Raw genomic sequence first — 19,635 nt, 5'->3', positions numbered from 1 at the left:
CGGCTCACCCGCCCGGCGCCGAAACGGCGCCGGGCGGCCCGCCGCGCTCCCCGACGGGCCGCCCCGGCCGACCTAGGATGCACTGGCGTCACCACTCAGGGTGACGGCATCCAGGCAGGGAGTGAGCATGAGCAGCGGTATGACCATCGGTCTGCTGGTCCGGATCGAAGCCAAGCCCGAGTACGCCGAGCAGGTCGGCACGATGCTGCGCGACGCCGTCGCGCTCGCCAACGAGGAGGAGCGGACCCTGGCGTGGTTCTCGTTCCGGGAGAGCGCCACCACCTTCGGTGTCTTCGACACCTTCGCCGACGAGCAGGGCCGCGCCGCCCACCTGCAGGGCCGGATCGCGGCCGCCCTGATGGAGGCGGCGCCCACCATGCTGGCCGTGGCCCCCGACATCCGGCAGATCGACCTGCTGGCGGCCAAGCTGCCGTGACCCGGGCCGCGAGGGTGCGTCAGGCCGTGGCGGCCCGCTCGGCGGCGCTGCGCTCGACGCAGAACTCGTTGCCCTCGGGGTCGGTGAGCACCGCCCAGCCGGAGCCGTCGGGGTTGCGCCGGTCGTCGGCCAGGGCGGCACCGAGGGCGAGCAGCCGGTCGACCTCCTCGTCGCGGGGCCGGTCCTGCGGCTGGAGGTCGAGGTGGAGCCGGTTCTTGACGGTCTTGCCCTCCGGTACGGCGATGAACAGCACCCGGCCGCCCGGGGACTCGACCAGCACCTCGGGGTCCTCGGGCCCGTCGTCCGGGTGGATCCGGGAGTCCAGGACGGCTGCCCAGAATCCGGCCAGCGCGTACGGATCGGCGCAGTCGACGGTCACCTGACGGATGAGAGAGGCCATGGTGGTCACTATGGCCGCTGCCGTCCGGCCGGTCCAGCGCCCGCGGCGGGTGCGCCGCCGGGGGGCTTATCACCGTCCTACCCGAGCGGTGCATAGGATCGGTCACCATGGGTCTCGGTGGGGTGTGGCGCAGGCGGCCGACGGGCCGGCGGTCGGTGGTGATCGGCCTGCTGCTGGCGCTGCTCGCCGTCCTCGGCGGGCTCGGCGCGGTGGCGGCCTCGGGCTCCGGACCGGCGGTGCGCCGGGAGGACCGGGTGCTGGACCTGCCCGAGACCCCGGGCGGCGCCGCGACCGTCCCGATCGACACCTCGTTCTTCACCACCGGCTCCGGGCCGCGCCCGGCGGTCCTGCTGGCGCACGGCTTCGGCGGCTCCAAGGAGGGCGAGCGGGCACGCGCCGAGCAGCTGGCCAGGTCCGGCTACGCGGTACTGACCTGGTCCGCCCGCGGTTTCGGCAAGTCCGGCGGGAAGATCGGCCTGGACGCGCCCGACCGCGAGGTGCAGGACGTCCGGCACCTGGTCGACTGGCTGGCCCAGCGCCCCGAGGTGCAGCTGGACGGCCCGGGTGACCCGCGGGTCGGCATCACCGGCGCCTCCTACGGCGGCGGGGTCGCGCTGCTCGGCGCCGCGTACGACTCCCGGATCGACTCGGTGGCCACCCAGATCACCTGGTGGAACCTGGCGGACGCGCTGTTCCCGCAGGGGGTGCAGGGCAGCGGCGCGGCCGACGGGGTGTTCAAGAAGCTGTGGGCCGGGATCTTCTTCACCACCGGCTCGGCGGCCGACCCCTCGGCCGGCCCCGGCGGGCGTCCCGGCGGCGGTGCCGCGCAGGGCCCGATCGGCTGCGGCCGGTTCCTGGACGAGCTGTGCGCGATGTACGACCGGGTGGCCACCGCCGGGCACGCCGACCCGGACGCGGTCGCGATGCTGGAGCGGTCCAGCCCGTCCTCGGTCGGCGACCGGATCAAGGTCCCCACCCTGGTGGTGCAGGGCCAGCAGGACTCGCTGTTCCCGCTCGACCAGGGGGACGAGATCGCCCGGGCGGTCGCCGCCAACGGCGCGCCGGTGGCCGTGGACTGGTTCGCCGGCGGCCACGACGGCGGCACCGAGGGCAGCGCCCGGGTCGACGACCGGGTCACCGCCTGGTTCGACCGCTACCTCAAGCAGCAGAGCGGCACCGACACGGGACCCGCGTTCCGGGTCACCCGGACCGGCGGCGTCGACTCCACCGGGTTCCAGGCCGTGCTGCGCGGCGCCGACGCCGCCGCCTACCCCGGACTCGGCGGCACCGGCTCCCGTACCGTCCCGCTCGGCGGCGCCCCGCAGGAGATCGCCAACCCGCCGGGCGGCACCCCGCCCGACATCTCCACCGTGCCCGGCATCGGTGCCCTCGCCCAGGCGTCCGCGCTCGGCGCCGGCCTCGCGCTGGACTTCCCCGGCCAGTACGCCTCGTTCGACTCCGCACCGCTCGACGCGGGCCTGCACCTCACCGGCGCACCCACCACCAGGATCACCGTCCGGGCCGACCGCCCCGACGCGGTGCTCTTCGCCAAGCTGTACGACGTCGGACCGGACGGCAAGCAGGCGCTGCCCCAGCAGCTGGTCGCGCCGCTGCGGGTGACCGGCGCCGACGCGCCCGGCGGGCGGAGCGTCGACATCACGCTGCCCGCGGTCGACCACACCTTCGAGGCCGGCCACCGGCTGCGCCTGGTGCTGGCCGCCACCGACCTGGCGTACGCCTCGCCCGCGCAGAGCGCCACCTACCGGATCTCCGCGGACGGGCCGCTCACCGTACCGACCGTGGCGGCGCTGCACACCGAGGCCGCCCCGCTGCCCGCCCGGACCTGGCTGCTGCCGCTGGCCGCGCTCGGCGCGGCCGCCGTCCTGCTGCTGCCCCGGCGGCGCCTGCGGCACCGGGCGCCCGATCCGGCACTGGCCGGTGTCCCGCTGCAGATCACCGGTCTGAGCAAGCGCTACCGCGGCGCCGCCGACCGGTACGCCGTCCGCGACCTGGGCTTCCGGGTCGAGCAGGGCCAGGTGCTCGGCCTGCTCGGGCCCAACGGCGCGGGCAAGACCACCACGCTGCGGATGCTGATGGGGCTGATCCGCCCCGACGCCGGCGAGATCCGGATCTTCGGGCACGCGATCCGGGCCGGCTCCCCGGTGCTGTCGCGGGTCGGCTCCTTCGTCGAGGGCGCGGGCTTCCTCCCGCACCTCACCGGGCGGGCCAACCTGCGGCTGTACTGGCAGGCCACCGGCCGCCCGGCCGAGGACGCCCACCTGGACGAGGCGCTGGCCATCGCCGACCTCGGCGAGGCGCTCGACCGGGCGGTGCGCACCTACTCCCAGGGCATGCGCCAGCGCCTGGCCATCGCCCAGGCCATGCTCGGCCTGCCCGACCTGCTGATCCTGGACGAGCCGACCAACGGCCTCGACCCGCCGCAGATCCGCGAGATGCGCGAGGTGATGATCCGGTACGCCGCGGCCGGGCGGACCGTCATCGTCTCCAGCCACCTGCTCTCCGAGATCGAGCAGAGCTGCACCCACCTGGTGGTGATGGACCGCGGCCGGCTGGTCGTCGCGGGCGAGGTCGCGGACATCGTCGGCGCCGGCGAGGTGCTGCTGGTCGCCACCCCCGCCGGGTTCGGCGGCGACCGGCGGGCGGTGGCCGCCGACAAGGTGGCCGCGCTGGCCGGGGTCGCCTCCGCCGAGGCGGTCGACGGCGGGCTGCTGGTGCGCCTCGACGGCCTGACCGCCGGTGAGCTGCTGGTCGAACTGGTCCGGCTGGACGTCCCGGTCGAGCGGTTCGGGCCGCACCGCAGACTCGAGGACGCGTTCCTGTCACTGATCGGAGGAACGGCATGACCGCCCCCGCCCCCGCCCCCGCCCCCGCGCCCGCACCCGCCGACACCGCCGCGGCCCCGGGCTACCGGCCCGGCCGGACCCTGCCGCTGCGGGTCGAGGCGGTCCGCCAGCTGCGCCGCCGCCGGACCATGGTGATCGGCGGGGTACTGGCCGCGATGCCGTTCATCGTGCTGGCCGCCTTCCAGATCGGCGGCACCCCCGACCGCCCGGACCGCACCACCTTCATCGAGCTGGCCACCGCCTCCGGGCCCAACTTCGCCGCCACCATGCTCTTCATGGGCACCGGCTTCCTGCTGGTCATCCCGATGGCGCTGTTCTGCGGCGACACCGTCGCCTCCGAGGCCAGCTGGTCCTCGCTGCGCTACCTGCTGGCCGCGCCGGTGCCCCGGGCCCGGCTGCTGGCCCGCAAGTTCACCGTCGGGCTGGCCTTCTCGGCGGCCGCGATCGTGCTGCTTCCGCTGGTCGGGCTGGGCGTCGGCACCGCCGCGTACGGCTGGGGCGACCTGAGGCTGCCCACCGGCGCCAGCCTGCCCGCGTCGGTGGCGCTGCCGCGGCTCGCCCTCGCGGTGGCCTTCGTGGTGGTCGCCGAACTGGTCGTCGGCGCCCTGGCGTTCTGGCTCTCCACCGCCACCGACGCCCCGCTCGGCGCGGTCGGCGGCGCCGTGTTCCTGACCATCGTCACCGGGGTGCTCGACGCCATCACCGCCCTCGGCGGCCTGCGCGAATGGCTGCCCGCGCACTGGAACTACGCCTGGGCGGACGCCCTGCAGCCGCAGCTGGAGTGGGGCGGGATGCTCCAGGGCGCCTCGCTCTCGGTCAGCTACTCGCTGGTCCTGCTGGCGCTGGCGTTCCGCGGCTTCGCCCGCAAGGACGTGGTGTCCTGACCGGGTCCGCAAAGCCGTTCTACCCGCGGCGGCCGGTGGGCTAGGGTGACGACTGCGCGGGGCGGCTCCGCGGCGTGCTTCCTTCTTTCAACTCACTGTAAATGAACCGAGTGCGCCCACTCTCCGCCCCGCGCCTCTCACCCCAGGGGGCCCCACCAGCATGACCAGCGCCACCCAGGCCGTCGCCGACCCGGACCTCGACACCTTCCTGCTCCGCCGTCGAAGCGCCGTCCACGTCCCGCCGGCCCTGCTCGGCGCCGCCGCCGACAGCTGGACCGCCGCCGGCCTCACCGCCCTCGACGGCGACCTGCTCCAGCGCGGACACGTGCTCGGCGCGTCGCTGCGCGCCACCCTGGCCCGCCTGCACCCGACCGACCTGGCGCTGCTCGGCTCCACCCTGCTGGCCCGGCTGGACGCGCTGTACGGCGCCGACCGCCGGCACCGCCCGCTGTTCCGCGGCTTCCCCGACAGCGTGCCCGACGACGCGCAGTCCTACTTCTCCGAGCAGATGCGGCAGTTCCTGCTGAGCCAGCCGCACCAGCCGTGCGTGCGGTGCGGCCGAACCGGCGCCGAGGCGGGCATCGGCGCCCTCGCGCCCTGCGCCCACCTGGTCTGCGCCGACTGCCTGGACCCGGCGGGCCCCGCGGACGGCGCTGCGCTGTCCGCCTGCCCGGTCTGCGGCACCGAACTGGCCGCCGAGCGCCGCCTGGGCCCCGGCCGGGCGCCGTACTCGCACCGCGTGGTGGTGCCCGAGGCGCAGCGGCGCAGCCTGGTCCCGCTGAACCTGGCCGAGGGCGCCGACCCCGCCGCCGCGGCCCTGGCCGAACTCGACCTGCTGCTCGCCCGCCGCACCCCGCTGCCGCCGCAGGACCGCGAGGACCTCGCCGTGCTGCTCGCCCACGCCCCCGCCGACCTCGCCGACCGGCTGCCCGGAGCGATCCCCGTCCGCGAGACCAGGGCCACCGTCCTCGCGGCGCTGGTGCGCCGCGCGCCCGAGGGCGCCGAGGCGCTGCTGCGCGCCCACGTCGACACCGCCACCGACGTGCTGCGCATCCTGTGGGCGCTGTCCGGCGCCGAGCCCGACCTGCTGCCCGCCAACGCCCCCAGGCTGCGCAACCTGCCGCGCCCGCTGCGCCGTTCGCTGCTCGCCGTGCTGGACGCGCTGCCGCTCGCCGCGCTCGCCGAGGACCTGCGGCGGCACCGGCAGGCCTGGCTGCGGGCCGGCGAGCTGCTCCACCCGTCCGAGCACCGCCGCCGCTTCCCGGCCGTGGCCGCCGCGTTCGCGCTGCTGCGGCAGACCGACCTGGAGGCGCACCCGGCCGCCGCCGGGCTCCTCGACGCGCCCGCGCCGCTGCGGGTGGACCGGCGCGAGCGCGGCACCCGGCTCGGCTTCACCGGCTTCGGCGGACAGGTCGAGGCCGGGCTCGCGGACGGGGACCTGGCCGGGGCCACCGCGCTGCTGGCCGCCCGGCCGGGGGAGCTGGTCCGCCGGCTCCACCACCTGCTGCGGGTGCACGCCACCGCCGCGCCCGGCAGCCCGCTGCCCGAGGCGTTCCTGCGGACGGCCGCGGAGGCGCTGCGCGCGGTCGGACCGGGTCCGCTGCTCGGCGCGTACGGGCGGCTGCGCGGCCCGCGCACCCCGGGCGAGCGGCGGCTGTACTTCCCGCGGGGCTCGGTCGCGCTGGCCCACGCCCGGGAGGACCACGGCACGGTGGTGCCCGTGGCGCTGAGCGGCCCGGTGTGCGAGCTGATCGAGGCAGAACTGCTGCGCCGGGCCCAGGCGTCGCCGTCCGGCCGGGGCACCGGGACGGCGCTGCTGGACGAAGGACTGGCCGACCTGGTGGCGCCGTTCGCCGAACGGGCGGCCGCCAAGACGCTGGTCCCGGTGCCGCGCGGCAGTGTGCAGCCGCTGCCGGACGGCGGCCGGCTGCGGCTGTTCCTGCACTGGATGCAGCCCGAGGGCGTGCGGGTCGACCTGGACCTGTCGATCGCCCTCTACAGCGCCGACTGGCAGTTCGCCGGGCTGTGCGACTACACCTCACTGGTGTACGGGCAGCGGGCCGCGGTGCACTCCGGCGACCTGGTCGACGCGCCGCCGCCGCACGGCGCCACCGAGTTCGCCGACCTGGACCTGGAGCTGCTGGCCGGCCACGGCGCGCGCTACGCGGTGGTGCTCGTGCTCGCGTACAACGACATCGCCTTCGACGAACTCACCGACGCCTTCACCGGGTTCATGGACCTCGCCGAACTCGGCCCGGCCGGCGGCTTCGACCCCCGGGCGGTGCGCCAGCGGATGGACCTGGCCGGGGACGCCCGGGTGTGCGTGCCGATGATCGTCGACCTGGCGGAGCGCCGGTACACCTGGACCGACCTCAACACCTCCGCCGCGGGCGGCTTCCACAACATCGCCCGGCATGGCGCGCAGGTCGGGCAGCTGTGCGCCGACCTGCTGGCCCACTTCGCGCCGGGCGCCCGGGCCACCCTGTGGGACCTGGCCTGCGCCTGCGCCGCCGCCGACGCGCGGGAGGTGCTGGTCCGGGCCCGGGACGGCAGGACCGTCCGGACCTGGCGGCGGGCGGACGACGAGCCGGCCGGGCGGTTCGCCGCCCGGCTGCGCACCCTGAGCGGCCCGGACGCCGAGGAGCGGCTGGGCGGCGAGGCGCTGGCCGCCCGGCTGGCCGGGACCGACGGCCCGCTCTGCCTGGTCGACGGCGATCTGCCGGTGCCGCCCGGCCGGTCCGGGACGCTCTACCGGCTCCGCCCCGGCCCGGTCGACGCCGCGCCGGACACGCTGCGCCGGCTCGGTGCGGGCGACCTGGTCGCCCGCTTCGCCCCGGAGCAGTCCCGGTGACCGCGCCGCAGAGCGGCCCGGCGGCCGGCCCGGCGGACGTGGGCGCGGCGGGTCCGCGGGTCCGGGCGGCGGTGCGGGCCGATCTGCCGCAGGTGGCTGTGCTGGCCGCCGAGCACGCGGCGTACGAGCGGGCGGCGCCGCCCGCCGAGGGGCTGGCGGAGCTGCTGGCGGCCGAGCTGTTCGAACGGGCCGGGCCGCGGCTGAGCTGCCTGGTGGCCGAGCTGCCGGGGGGTGTGCTGGCCGGATATGCCACCTGCACCGAGGAGTTCAGCACCTGGCAGGGGCGGCCCTACCTGCACCTGGACTGCCTCTACCTGCGCGACGAGCACCGCGGCCTCGGCCTCGGCGGCCTGGTGATCGGCGCGGTGGTGGCCGAGGCCGCGGCCCGCGGGCTGGCCGAGGTGCAGTGGAACACGCCGGTCTGGAACGAGGGCGCGATCCGCTTCTACGACCGGCTCGGCGCCACCCGCACGGAGAAGCAGCGCTACCGCCTGGCCGTTCCGCCGGGCTGAGCCGGGACCGCCATCCGCCATCCGGCATCCGGCTTCCGGCCGCGCCGCCGCCCGGTGGCCCGGGTGGCGGCGCGGCCGGCGGGATGTCACTTCACGGGCGCGTAGACCCGCTCGACCTGCTGGGTGCCGGAGCGGGTCCGGTACGAGCGGGTCCACTTGGAGGTGGCGTCCTGCCGGGTCCGGTCGGACAGCACGTAGTAGTCCATCTGCGCGGCCTGCGGGGTGATGTCCAGGACGCCGTAGCCGTGCGAGTCCAGGTCGATCCACTTGACGTGGCGGTTGGCGGCCTCCAGGGCGGCGACGGCCAGCAGCGAGATGGTCTGGGGGGCGACCTTGAGGACGTCGTCGATGTTGTCCGAGGTCACCGAGGTGACCACGAACTCGGTGGCGACGCTGCCCGAGGCCGGGTAGGTGGCGGCCTCGTACGGGACGTCGGCGGCCCAGGCGGAGTGGATGTCACCGGTCAGGAAGACGGTGTTGCCGATGCCGTTCTGCTTGAGGTGGCCGAGCAGTTCGCGCCGGTCGTGGGTGTAGCCGTCCCACTGGTCGGTGTTGACCGCGATGCCCTCGCCGGGCAGGCCGAGCAGCTTGGCCAGCGGGCGCAGCAGGTAGCCGGGCAGCGAGAGGAAGGCGACCGGGGAGATCATCACCTCGTTGCCGATCAGCCGCCAGGTGGTGTCGGAGGCGGACAGGCCGGCCTTCAGCCAGTCCAGCTGCGCGCGGCCGGTGATGGTGCGGTCGGCGGAGTCGACGTCGCCGTTGCCGGCCTTGACCTGCTCGGAGCGGAACGAGCGCAGGTCCAGCAGGTGCAGGTCGGCGAGCTTGCCGTAGCGCAGCCGGCGGTAGGTGGTGCCGGCGACGGACGGGCGGACCGGCATCCACTCGAAGTAGGCCTGCTTGGCGGCGGCGACCCGGTCGGCCCAGTTGCCCTCGGTGCCGGGGGTGTGGTTCTCGGCGCCGCCGGAGTAGGCGTCGTTGGCGAACTCGTGGTCGTCCCAGATCGCCACGGTCGGGACGGTGGCGTGCAGCGCCTGAAGGTCCGGGTCGGTCTTGTAACGGCCGTGCCGGGTGCGGTAGTCGGCGAGGGTGGTGATCTCGTGGGCGGGCTCGTGCGGGCGGACCACGGTGCCGCGGGCGCAGTACTCGCCGGACTTGTACTCGTAGATGTAGTCGCCGAGGAACAGGAAGGCGTCGAGGTCGCCGCGGGCCGCGAGGTGGCGGTAGGCGGAGAAGTAGCCGGCTTCCCAGTTGGCGCAGGAGGCGACGCCCAGGCGCAGGTGGCTCAGTGCGGCGTCGGTGGCCGGGGTGGTGCGGGTGCGGGCGGCGGGGGAGGTGACGCCGCCGGCGGTGAAGCGGTACCAGTAGCCGGTGTCGGGGGTCAGGCCGCGGACGTCGGCCTTGACGGTGTGGTCGGACGCGGCGGAGGCGGTGACGGTGCCGCTCGCGACGACGGCGGTGAACGCCTTGTCGGTGGCCAGCTGCCAGACCACCGCGATGTCCTGGCCTCTGCCGGAGCCGGGTACGGCGTCCGGGGACGGGGTGACGCGGGTCCACAGCAGGATGCCGTCCGGCAGCGGGTCGCCGGAGGCGACGCCGTGCAGGAACTGGGGCGTGGGCGCGGCGGAGGCGGTGGCCCCGCCGAGGCCCAGCGGTACGGCGACGGCGCCCGCGGTCAGCGCGGCGGCCTTGAGGACCCGGCGGCGGCGCGGCCGGGCAGCGGAGAGGGTGTCAGGGGTCTCGGTCACGTCGCCGTAGGCTACTAGCCGGTAACGGGCTCTCCAACCCCTGCGACTGACTGTTCGTCGACTCTTCACCCGGCGGTCCGGCGGCCCCCGTCCCGGGCGGGCCGCCCCAACCGGCCCGCCCGGGGTGCAAGTTGACGGCTCCCCGGGTCTTCCCAACGCCATGTGATACATGCAATTGTACATGTCACACCCTCTGTCGGCCCGGGCAGCAAGGTCCCCACCGCGCCGCCCGGCCGAGGTTCCCCCGGCCGCACCCCCACCCCGGCCACCCCCACATCCCCATGGCCGCGCCCGCGCGCGGCCGTCCACCCGGCCCGGAGGCCCCCACGTGAGTTCCTTCCGGACATCGGCCGCACCACACCTCGCCCGGCTGCTGCTCACCGCAGCCCTGGCCCTGTGTCTGGCGTTCGGCCTGTTCTCCCCCCGTAGCCAGGCCGCCGTTCCCGCCGCACCCGCCGCACCGGCCCCCGCGACCCCGGCGGGAGCGCCGCCGCGTCCCGCCACCGGCACCCCCGCCGCCGAGGACCAGCACCTCGGCGCCACCGTCGCGCCCGCCGACCGCGCCCCCCGCAGCGCCGACCCGGCCACCGCCCGCACCGACTACGCCGAGCCCGCCAAGCCCGCCGCGCCCCGCGCCCTCGACGCCGCCTGCAACGTCTCCGACTTCGCCACCAAGTCCGGCGCAGCCCTGGTCCAGCAGGTCAAGTCGGTCCCCACCGACTGCGTCAACACCCTGTTCACGCTCACCGGCGCGGACGCGGGCGCGGTCTTCCGCGAGGCCCAGATGGTCACCGTCGCCGACGCGCTGCGCGACGTCTCCGCCGCCTACCCCGGCGACAACAGCACCTCCGCCGGCCAGCTGGTGCTCTTCCTGCGCGCCGGCTACTTCGTGCAGTGGTACCACCCCGCCGACGTCGGCAGCTACGGCACCGCCCTGAAGACCGCCATCCGCGGCGCCCTGGACACCTTCTACGCCGCCCCGCACTCCGGCGACGTCACCGACGCCAACGGCCAGATCCTGTACGAGGCCGTCACCCTGATCGACAGCGCCGCCGAGAACGCCCGCTACCTGTACGTCGTCAAGCGGCTGCTGAACGGCTACAACAGCTCCTACGACGGCCTGTGGTCGATGCTCTACGCCGTCAACAACACCTACACCGTGCTGTGGCGCGGCCACCAGAACGCGGACTACCAGGCCGCCGTCCAGGCCGACCCCAGCATCACCGACACCCTGACCGACTTCGCGGTCCGCAACTTCGGCCTGCTCGGCGGCGACCGCGGCTACCTCGCCGCCAACGCCGGCCTGGAACTCGGCCGCTTCCTGCGCTACCAGCCGCTGCTCACCAAGGTCCGCCCGCAGGTCAAGGGACTGCTCGACCGCAGCGCGATCACCGGCCCCAGCTCCGCCCTGTGGGTCAACCTCGCGGTCGCCACCGACACCTACGACCAGGCCGACTGCGCCTACTACGGCACCTGCGACCTCGCCGCCCGGCTGCGCGCCGCCGTCCTGACCGTCAACTACCCCTGCAGCCCCAGCATCCGGATCGTCGCCCAGCAGGCCGCCACCGCCGACCTGGCCGCCACCTGCACCAGCCTGGTCAACCAGGACGCCTACTTCCACAGCGTCCTCAAGGACAGCGGCCCGGTCGCCGGCGACAACAACACCACCATCGAGGTGGTGGTCTTCCACTCCAGCAGCGACTACCAGACCTACGCCGGACCGATCTTCGGGATCTCCACCGACAACGGCGGCATGTACCTGGAGGGCGACCCGGCCGCGGCCGGCAACCAGCCCCGGTTCATCGCCTACGAGGCCGAGTGGCTGCGGCCCGCCTTCCAGGTGTGGAACCTCAACCACGAGTACACCCACTACCTCGACGGCCGCTACGACATGTACGGCAACTTCGACGCCGGCACCACCACCCCCACCGTCTGGTGGAGCGAGGGCCTGGCCGAGTACATCTCGTACTCCTACCGGGGGGCCCGCTACGACGACGCGATCACCCAGGCCGGCCTGCACACCTACAGCCTGCGCACGCTCTTCGACACCACCTACGACAACGCCGACCAGACCCGGATCTACAACTGGGGCTACCTGGCGGTCCGCTACATGGTCGAGAAGCACCGGCCGGACCTGGACGCGGTGCTCGCCAAGTACCGCACCGGTGACTTCACCGGCGCCCGCACCTACCTCACCACCACCGTCGGCACCCGCTACGACGCGGACTTCGCCGCCTGGCTGACCGCCTGCAACACCGGCGCCTGCGAGCCCGGCGGCCAGACGAACAAGCCGCCGGTGGCCGCCTTCACGGCCGCGGTCAGCGACCTGTCCGTCGCCTTCACCGACACCTCCACCGACCCGGACGGCACCATCGCCGCCCGCAGCTGGAACTTCGGAGACGGCACCACCTCCACCGCCGCCAACCCCACCAAGTCCTACGCCACGGCGGGGAGTTACACGGTGACCCTGACCGTGACCGACGACCGGGGCGCCACCGCCACCCTCAGCCGCACGCTCACCGTCAGCGGCCTGCCGCTGTGCGGCGCGGCCGACGTCCGGCAGTACGACCGCAACTGCCGCCGCACCGGCGTCGCCGCCACCACCGGCAACGTCAGCTACATGTTCGCCTACCTGCCGGCCGGGGTGAAGCAGCTCAGGCTCACCAGCAGCGGCGGCACCGGCAACGCCGACCTCTACTGGAACGGCCGCAGCTGGGCCACCAGCACCGCGTACACCGCCAAGTCCGTGCACGCCGGCAACGCCGAGACCCTGACCGTCGCCAACCCGCCGTCGGGCTGGGTGTACTTCAGCCTCTACGCCAAGCAGGGCTTCAGCGGGGTGACGATGAAGGTCGAGTACTGACGCGGCCGCCCACCGAAGGCGCCGCCCTCCCACCCGCACCCGGGTGGGAGGGCGGACCGGTGGGACCGCCCCGGGCCGGCCGATGGGGGATCATGGAGGGCACGACCCCCGCCCCGCCCGCCGTCAAGGAGCCGACCCCGTGGCCACCATCCTCCTGCTGCACTCCGTCCACGGACTGCGCCCCGCCGTGCACACCGCCGCCGAGCGGCTGCGCGCGGCCGGGCACGAGGTGCACACACCCGACCTGTTCGACGGGAAGACCTTCGAGGACGTCGAGGCGGGCACGGCCCACAAGGAGGAGCTCGGCAGCGACGAGCTGCTGCGCCGGGCGGTGACCGCCGCCGCCCCGCTGATCAGGGCGGGGGAGCCGGGCCTGGTGTACGCGGGGTTCTCGCTCGGCGGGTCGCTGGCACAGAACCTGGCCCTGGCCGACGAGCGGGCCCGCGCACTGCTGCTCCTGCACGGCACCTCGGACCTGCGGGAGGACGCGGCGACCGAGATCCCGGTGCAGCTGCACGTCGCGGAGCCCGACCCGTTCGAGACCGAGGACTGGCTCAACACCTGGTACCTGCTGATGACCCGGGCCGGTGCCGACGTGGAGGTCCACCGCTACCGGGGCGCCGGGCACCTGTACACCGACCCGGGGCTGGCCGACTACGACGCCGAGGCCGCGGAGCGGACCTGGCAGGTGGCCGAGGCCTTCCTCGCCGAGCTGGACGGCTGACAGCGGTGGCCGCGGCCGGGTACGCGGGGACGCCGTTGGCCCGCAAGCTCGGCATCGGGCCGGACGCGGTGCTGGTGCTCGCGGGCGCACCGGACGGCTTCCTGATCCCCGGGCTGCCGCCGGGGGTGCGGACCCGGCCCGCGCCGGACCCCGCCGCGCCGTTCGACGTGGCGCTCTGGTTCCCCGCCGACCGGGCCGGGCTGACCGGCCGGCTGGCGGAGTTCCGGGCCGCCATGCGGCCCGCCGCCGGGCTGTGGGTGGCCTGGCCGAAGAAGGCCTCCCGGGTGGCGACCGACCTGACCGAGGACGTGCTGCGCGAGGTGGCGCTGCCGACCGGGCTGGTCGACAACAAGGTGTGCGCCGTGGACGCGACCTACTCCGGTCTGCGGCTGGTGATCCGTTGCGAGCTGCGCGGCCGCTGACCCGCTAGTGAACGCCCGGCGGTGCGGTGGGCGGCGCCGGGGGAGCGGCGGGCGGCGCCGGAGCGGCGGGCGGGGCGTCGGCGGGCGCGGGCGGCTGCCCGGGGTACGGGAGGTACCCCTGCGGCGCCTGGGGTGCCTGCGGATGCTGGTACGGCTGGGGCACCTGGTACGGCTGGGCGCCGGGGTACGGTGCGACAGGCACCGGCGGCAGGCCGGGCGGGCGCCGCTGGGTGACGCCCACCAGCACCGCCACCGCCAGGGCCAGCAGGAGGGAGGCCACCACGGTGAGGTTGAGCACCAGGTGGCTGACCGGCTCGGCGAAGCCGTCGCCGCCCTGGTTGATCAGCTGCGCCCCGGCCGCGTAGGCGTTGACGCCGAGCAGCGCGACCGCGGCCGGCCTGGTCCAGCGGCCGCCGCTGAACGCGCCGACGGCCAGCACCAGCAGGGCCACGCAGAGCGCCGTGTCGTAGCCGAAGAAGCCCACCGGGGCCTGCACGTAGGCGTCGAAGGAGAAGCCCAGCGCCGTCCCCAGGTAGTCGGGCCCGGCCTGGGTGAAGTCCCAGACCAGCACACCGATCTCGATGGCCAGCTGGACCAGCAGCAGCAGTGCCAGTGCGATCAGGCTGCCGTCCCGGCCGCCCGGCGGCTGCGGCCGTGGGGCACCGTACGGCGGGCCTGCGGGCGGGTACGGCGTGGCGTAGGACATGCGGCCCCCCTGTGAGTCGTCGGCGCCGACAGTAGCGCGCGGGCGCCGGGGGCGGTATCCCCCGGCGCCCGCGCCACCCGAAGGAGTCAGCGGTCGCCCGACGGCCGCGGGCCTCGGAGCCCCGGGATCCGCCCGTTGCGGAACAGGTCCACGAAGATCTGGTGGTCGCTGCGGGCCCGGTCGCCGTAGGCGTGGGCGAACTCCACCAGCAGGTCGGTGAAGCCCTTCTCGTCCTCGGAGATCGCCGCGTCGATGGCGTGCTCGGTGGAGAACGGCACCAGGCTGTGCCCGCTGGAGGACTCGTCCGCGGCGGCGTGCATGGTGGCGGTCGCCCGGCCCAGGTAGTCGACCACCGCGAGCAGGTCGGCCGGCTCGTTGAGGTCGGTCCAGTCCAGGTCGGACGCGTACGGCGAGACCTCGGCGACCAGCTGGCCCCGGCCGTGCAGGGTGGTGTACCCGAGCCAGGGGTCGCTGTGCGCCTGCAGGGCCCGCTGCGAGATCACCGTGCGGTGGCCCTCGTGCTCGAAGTAGCCGCGGATCTGCGGATCGGTGACGTGCCGGGCGACCGCCGGGGTCTGGCCCTGCTTCATATAGATGATCACGTCGTTCTCGAGGGCGTCGGTGTGCCCCTCCAGCAGCAGGTTGTACGAGGGCAGCCCGGCGCTGCCGATCCCGATGCCCCGGCGGCCCACCACGTCCTTGACCCGCAGCGCGTCCGGCCGGGCGCGGGAGGCCGGCGGCAGGGTCTCCAGGTACCCGGCGAACGCGGTCAGCACCTCGGCCTTGACCTGCTCGTCCAGCTCGATCGCGCCGTTGCCCGTGCGGAACCGCCGGTCGTAGCCGTCGACCACGGTCTCGTGGTCCAGCAGCTCGACCCGGGTCTGCAGCCGGGCCCGCCGCAGGGTGTCCAGGATCGGCCCGGTGGCGGTGTCCAGGGTGTACGCGTCGCCCTCGCCCGGGCCGTGCACCAGGGCGGAGATCTGGCCGCGGTAGGCGGTGGCGAAGGCCCGGACCAGCTCGGTGATGGTCGCGTCGGACAGCGCCTTGGCGTACCCGATCAGCGCGAGGCTGGCGGCCAGCCGCTGGACGTCCCAGGTGAAGGCGCCGACGTAGGCCTCGTCGAAGTCGTTGACGTTGAAGACCAGCCGGCCCTCGGCGTTCAGGTAGCTGCCGAAGTTCTCCGCGTGCAGGTCGCCGTGGATCCACACCCGGCTGGTCCGCTCGTCCAGGTAGCGGGCGCCGTGGCCGGCGAACGGCCCGCCGGTGAGGTCCGCGTAGAACAGGCCGGCCGTGCCGCGGTAGAAGGCGAAGGCGGAGGCCGCCATCTTCCGGAACTTCACCCGGAAGGCCGCCGGGTCCTGGGCCAGCAGCTCGCCGAACGCGGTCTCGAAGACGGCCAGGATGGCCTCGGCGCGGTCCGGCTCGCGGTCGGCGGCGTTGAGGTGCTCGGGCATGGCGACAGGGCCTCCGATGGTGCTGAAGGTGGTGCTCAAGGGGTTACCTCCGGACCGACGAAACGGGTGCCCGGATGGTTCCGGGAACGTCGGTCCCGGGGGCTAGAGTAGGGCGGGTGAACGCGTGAGACCTGGCCCGAGCCGCGATGCGGCCGGGCCTGAAGTTTTTCCGCGCACCTGCCGCGACCAGCCAGTACATCATCCGCAGACCCCGGAGGCCCCGCCTTGAGCGACCAGCCGTACGCGCACCTGCACGTCCACACCGAGTACTCGATGCTGGACGGCGCCGCCCGGCTGAAGCAGCTGTTCAAGGAGGTCGAGCGGCTGGGCCAGACCCACGTCGCGATGACCGACCACGGCAACATGTACGGCGCCGCCGAGTTCCACAAGCAGGCCACCGCCGCCGGCATCACCCCGGTGATCGGCATCGAGGCGTACGTGGCGCCGGAGTCCCGGTCCAACACCAAGCGCATCCTGTGGGGCCAGCCGCACCAGAAGAAGGACGACGTCTCGGCGTCCGGCGCCTACACCCACAAGACCATCTGGGCCCGCAACAAGGAGGGCCTGCACAACCTCTTCAAGCTGACCTCCCGCTCCTACGCGGAGGGCTGGCTGGTGAAGTGGCCCCGGATGGACAAGGAGATCATCGCCGAGCACGCGGCCGGCCTGATGGCCACCACCGGCTGCCCCTCCGGCGAGGTGCAGACCCGGCTGCGGCTCGGCCAGTTCGACGAGGCGGTCCGCTCGGCCGGCGAGTACCAGGACATCTTCGGCAGGGAGAACTACTTCCTGGAGCTGATGGACCACGGCCTCGACATCGAGACCCGGGTCCGCGACGGCCTGATCGAGATCAGCAAGAAGCTGAACATCCCGCCGGTGGTCACCAACGACTCGCACTACACCACCGAGTCCGACGCCGGCGCCCACGACCTGCTGCTGTGCGTGCAGACCGGCAAGAACCTCTCCGACCCGGACCGCTTCCGCTTCGACGGCACCGGCTACTACATCAAGTCCGCCGCCGAGATGTACGGCCTGGACACCTCCGACGCCTGGCAGGAGGGCTGCCGCAACAGCCAGCTGCTGGTCGCCGAGCGGGTCGACACGGCCGGCATGTTCGAGTTCAAGAACCTGATGCCGCGCTTCCCGATCCCCGAGGGCTACGCGTCCGAGGCGGACTTCTTCAAGGCCAAGGTCTGGGAGGGGATGGACTGGCGCTTCCCGGGCGGCTACGACGAGGAGCACAAGAAGCTCGCCGAGTACGAGATGGACACCATCATCCAGATGGGGTTCCCGGCGTACTTCCTGGTGGTCGCCGACTTCATCATGTGGGCCAAGAGCCAGGGCATCGCGGTCGGCCCGGGCCGAGGCTCCGCGGCCGGCTCGCTGGTCGCCTACGCGATGGGCATCACCGACCTCGACCCGATCCCGCACGGCCTGATCTTCGAGCGCTTCCTCAACCCCGAGCGCATCTCCATGCCCGACGTCGACATCGACTTCGACGAGCGCCGGCGCGGCGACGTGATCCGCTACGTGACGGAGAAGTGGGGCTCCGACAAGGTCGCCATGATCGTCACGTACGGCACCATCAAGGCCAAGGCCGCCATCAAGGACTCCTCCCGGGTCCTCGGCTACCCGTACGCGATGGGCGACCGGATCACCAAGGCGATGCCGCCGGACGTGATGGGCAAGGGCATCCCGCTCTCCGGCATCACCGACTCCTCGCACCCCCGCTACGGCGAGGCCGGCGAGATCCGCGGCCTGTACGAGAGCGACCCCGACGTCCGCAAGGTGATCGACACCGCCCGCGGCATCGAGGGCCTGATCCGCCAGCCCGGCGTCCACGCGGCCGGCGTGATCATGTCCGCCGAACCGCTGACCGACCACATCCCGGTCTGGACCCGGCACACCGACGGCGTCACCATCACCCAGTTCGACTACCCCACCTGCGAGGGCCTCGGCCTTCTCAAGATGGACTTCCTCGGGCTGCGCAACCTCACGATCATGGACGACGCCGTCAAGGCGATCGAGAAGAACAAGGGCATCAAGATCGAACTCCTCGATCTGCCGCTCGACGACAAGCCCACCTACGAACTGCTCGCCCGCGGCGACACGCTCGGCGTCTTCCAGCTCGACGGCGGCCCGATGCGCTCGCTGCTGCGCCTGATGAAGCCCGACAACTTCGAGGACATCTCCGCCGTCCTGGCGCTGTACCGGCCGGGCCCGATGGGCGTCAACTCGCACACCAACTACGCGCTGCGCAAGAACGGCCAGCAGGAGATCACCCCGATCCACCCGGAGCTGGAGAAGCCCCTGGAGGAGATCCTCAAGCCCACCTACGGCCTGATCGTCTACCAGGAGCAGGTCCAGAAGGCCGCGCAGATCCTGGCCGGCTACTCGCTCGGCCAGGCCGACCTGCTGCGCCGCGCGATGGGCAAGAAGAAGAAGGAGATCCTGGAGGCGGAGTTCGTCCCGTTCCAGAAGGGCTGCCGCGAGCACGGCTACTCCGACGCCGCCATCCAGGCGGTGTGGGACGTCCTGGTCCCCTTCTCCGGCTACGCGTTCAACAAAGCCCACACCGCCGGCTACGGACTGGTCTCCTACTGGACCGCCTACCTCAAGGCCAACTACCCGGCCGAGTACATGTCCGGCCTGCTCACCTCGGTCAAGGACGACAAGGACAAGTCCGCGGTCTACCTCAACGAGTGCCGCAAGATGGGCATCCAGGTCCTGCCGCCGGACGTGAACGAGTCCGACGCCGACTTCACCCCGCACGGCAACGAGCTGGTCCGGTTCGGCCTCACCGCGATCCGCAACGTCGGCGGGCCGGTCGTCGACTCGATGATCCGCACCCGCAAGGCCAAGGGGAAGTACGCCTCCTTCCCGGACTTCCTGGACAAGGTCGAGTCGGTGGTCTGCAACAAGCGGACCGTCGAATCCCTGATCAAGGCGGGCGCGTTCGACTCCCTCGGGCACACCCGCAAGGGCCTGACCGCGCAGTTCGAGCCGATGATCGACAACGTGGTCGGGGTCAAGCGCAAGGAGGCCGAGGGCCAGTTCGACCTGTTCGGCGGCGACGCGGTCTCCGACGAGCCGAGCTTCGGCCTCGACGTGGTCTTCTCCGAGGAGGAGTGGGAGAAGGGCTTCCTGCTCACCCAGGAACGCGAGATGCTCGGCCTGTATGTCTCCTCGCACCCGCTGCACGGCATCGAGCACGTGCTCTCCGACAAGGCCGACTGCGCGGTCGCCGACCTCGCCGAGCGCCCCGACGGCGCCATCGTCACCATCGGCGGCATCATCTCGGGCCTCCAGCGCAAGATGACCAAGCAGGGCAACGCCTGGGCCATCGCCACCGTCGAGGACCTCGCCGGCTCGATCGACTGCATGTTCTTCCCCGCCAGCTACCAGCTGGTCTCCTCCCAACTGGTCGAGGACTCCGTGGTGTTCGTCCGCGGCAAGCTCGACAAGCGGGAGGACGTGCCCCGGCTGATGGGCATGGAGCTGTCGGTCCCGGACCTGTCCAACGCGCACGCCGACGCGCCGATCGTCATCTCCATCCCGAGCGGCCGGATCACCCCGCCGCTGGTCGCCCGGCTCGGCGAGGTGCTCACCCACCACCGGGGCACCACCGAGGTCCGGCTGCGCCTCGAGGGCCGCGGCAAGACCACCGTGCTGCGCCTGGACCGGCACCGGGTGAAGAGCGACCCGGCGCTGTTCGGCGACCTCAAGCAGCTGCTCGGACCGAGCTGCCTGGCGGCCTCGGCCGCCGGCTGACCG

13 protein-coding genes are annotated in these 19,635 nt (G+C 73.6%); 9 read left to right on the top strand and 4 right to left on the bottom strand.

What is annotated here, in order from left to right:
• Nucleotides 1–127 precede the first annotated feature (127 nt).
• Nucleotides 128–436, top strand: coding sequence for a putative quinol monooxygenase (locus tag AC2TEW_RS18225; protein ID WP_484624410.1), 309 nt, complete (start codon nt 128–130; stop codon nt 434–436).
• 19 nt (nt 437–455) lie between these two features.
• On the opposite strand, the gene AC2TEW_RS18220 is transcribed toward AC2TEW_RS18225, so the two are convergent.
• Entirely contained in the window at nt 456–836 is a 381-nt protein-coding gene (locus AC2TEW_RS18220; RefSeq protein ID WP_484624409.1) for a VOC family protein, read from the bottom strand.
• 107 nt (nt 837–943) lie between these two features.
• On the opposite strand from AC2TEW_RS18220, the gene AC2TEW_RS18215 reads away from it, so the two are divergent.
• The 4 genes from AC2TEW_RS18215 to AC2TEW_RS18200 all read left to right on the top strand — a co-directional run bounded on the left by AC2TEW_RS18215 (nt 944) and on the right by AC2TEW_RS18200 (nt 7,947).
• The gene (locus tag AC2TEW_RS18215; protein ID WP_484624408.1) at nt 944–3,700 is read left to right on the top strand and encodes an alpha/beta fold hydrolase; all 2,757 of its coding nucleotides are present in this window, start codon (nt 944–946) and stop codon (nt 3,698–3,700) included.
• Nucleotides 3,697–4,584 carry an ABC transporter permease gene (locus tag AC2TEW_RS18210; protein WP_484624407.1) on the top strand — a complete coding sequence of 296 codons (888 nt, stop codon included), beginning with the start codon at nt 3,697–3,699 and terminating at the stop codon, nt 4,582–4,584. Before AC2TEW_RS18215 ends, AC2TEW_RS18210 begins: the two co-directional genes overlap by 4 nt.
• Nucleotides 4,585–4,744: 160 nt before the next feature.
• Nucleotides 4,745–7,435 (top strand): MXAN_6230/SCO0854 family RING domain-containing protein, encoded by a 2,691-nt coding sequence (locus tag AC2TEW_RS18205; protein WP_484624406.1) that lies wholly within the window; start codon nt 4,745–4,747, stop codon nt 7,433–7,435.
• On the top strand, nt 7,432–7,947 hold the full coding sequence (locus AC2TEW_RS18200) for a GNAT family N-acetyltransferase (protein ID WP_484624405.1): 516 nt from the start codon (nt 7,432–7,434) through the stop codon (nt 7,945–7,947). The genes AC2TEW_RS18205 and AC2TEW_RS18200 overlap by 4 nt, the downstream gene beginning before the upstream one ends.
• Nucleotides 7,948–8,033: 86 nt before the next feature.
• Here AC2TEW_RS18200 and AC2TEW_RS18195 read toward each other — a convergent pair whose 3' ends face one another.
• On the bottom strand, nt 8,034–9,692 hold the full coding sequence (locus AC2TEW_RS18195) for an alkaline phosphatase D family protein (RefSeq protein WP_484624404.1): 1,659 nt from the start codon (nt 9,690–9,692) through the stop codon (nt 8,034–8,036).
• Between the two features lie 328 nt (nt 9,693–10,020).
• Between AC2TEW_RS18195 and AC2TEW_RS18190 the strand changes: the two genes are divergently transcribed.
• From AC2TEW_RS18190 to AC2TEW_RS18180, 3 genes are all read left to right on the top strand, one after another.
• Nucleotides 10,021–12,555: a collagenase gene (locus AC2TEW_RS18190; protein WP_484624403.1), complete on the top strand. Its 2,535-nt coding sequence runs from the start codon at nt 10,021–10,023 to the stop codon at nt 12,553–12,555.
• A gap of 139 nt (nt 12,556–12,694) precedes the next feature.
• Nucleotides 12,695–13,279, top strand: a complete 585-nt coding sequence (locus tag AC2TEW_RS18185) for a dienelactone hydrolase family protein (protein WP_484624402.1) — start codon at nt 12,695–12,697, stop codon at nt 13,277–13,279.
• Between the two features lie 5 nt (nt 13,280–13,284).
• The gene (locus AC2TEW_RS18180; protein WP_484624401.1) at nt 13,285–13,701 is read left to right on the top strand and encodes a DUF3052 domain-containing protein; all 417 of its coding nucleotides are present in this window, start codon (nt 13,285–13,287) and stop codon (nt 13,699–13,701) included.
• 4 nt (nt 13,702–13,705) lie between these two features.
• Here AC2TEW_RS18180 and AC2TEW_RS18175 read toward each other — a convergent pair whose 3' ends face one another.
• Complete coding sequence (locus AC2TEW_RS18175) at nt 13,706–14,407, bottom strand: hypothetical protein (RefSeq protein ID WP_484624400.1); 702 nt, start codon at nt 14,405–14,407, stop codon at nt 13,706–13,708.
• An 86-nt stretch (nt 14,408–14,493) separates the two neighbouring features.
• Complete coding sequence (locus AC2TEW_RS18170) at nt 14,494–15,861, bottom strand: DUF2252 domain-containing protein (RefSeq protein ID WP_484624453.1); 1,368 nt, start codon at nt 15,859–15,861, stop codon at nt 14,494–14,496.
• A 225-nt stretch (nt 15,862–16,086) separates the two neighbouring features.
• Here AC2TEW_RS18170 and dnaE point away from each other — a divergent pair, with 225 nt between their 5' ends.
• Nucleotides 16,087–19,632 carry a DNA polymerase III subunit alpha gene (dnaE, locus tag AC2TEW_RS18165; RefSeq protein ID WP_484624399.1) on the top strand — a complete coding sequence of 1,182 codons (3,546 nt, stop codon included), beginning with the start codon at nt 16,087–16,089 and terminating at the stop codon, nt 19,630–19,632.
• Nucleotides 19,633–19,635 lie beyond the last annotated feature (3 nt).

The organism is Kitasatospora sp. NEAU-CNBT7 (assembly GCF_057220535.1).
Note: the sequence above shows the minus strand (reverse complement) of the source record. Positions and strands in the feature narration are given on the sequence as shown.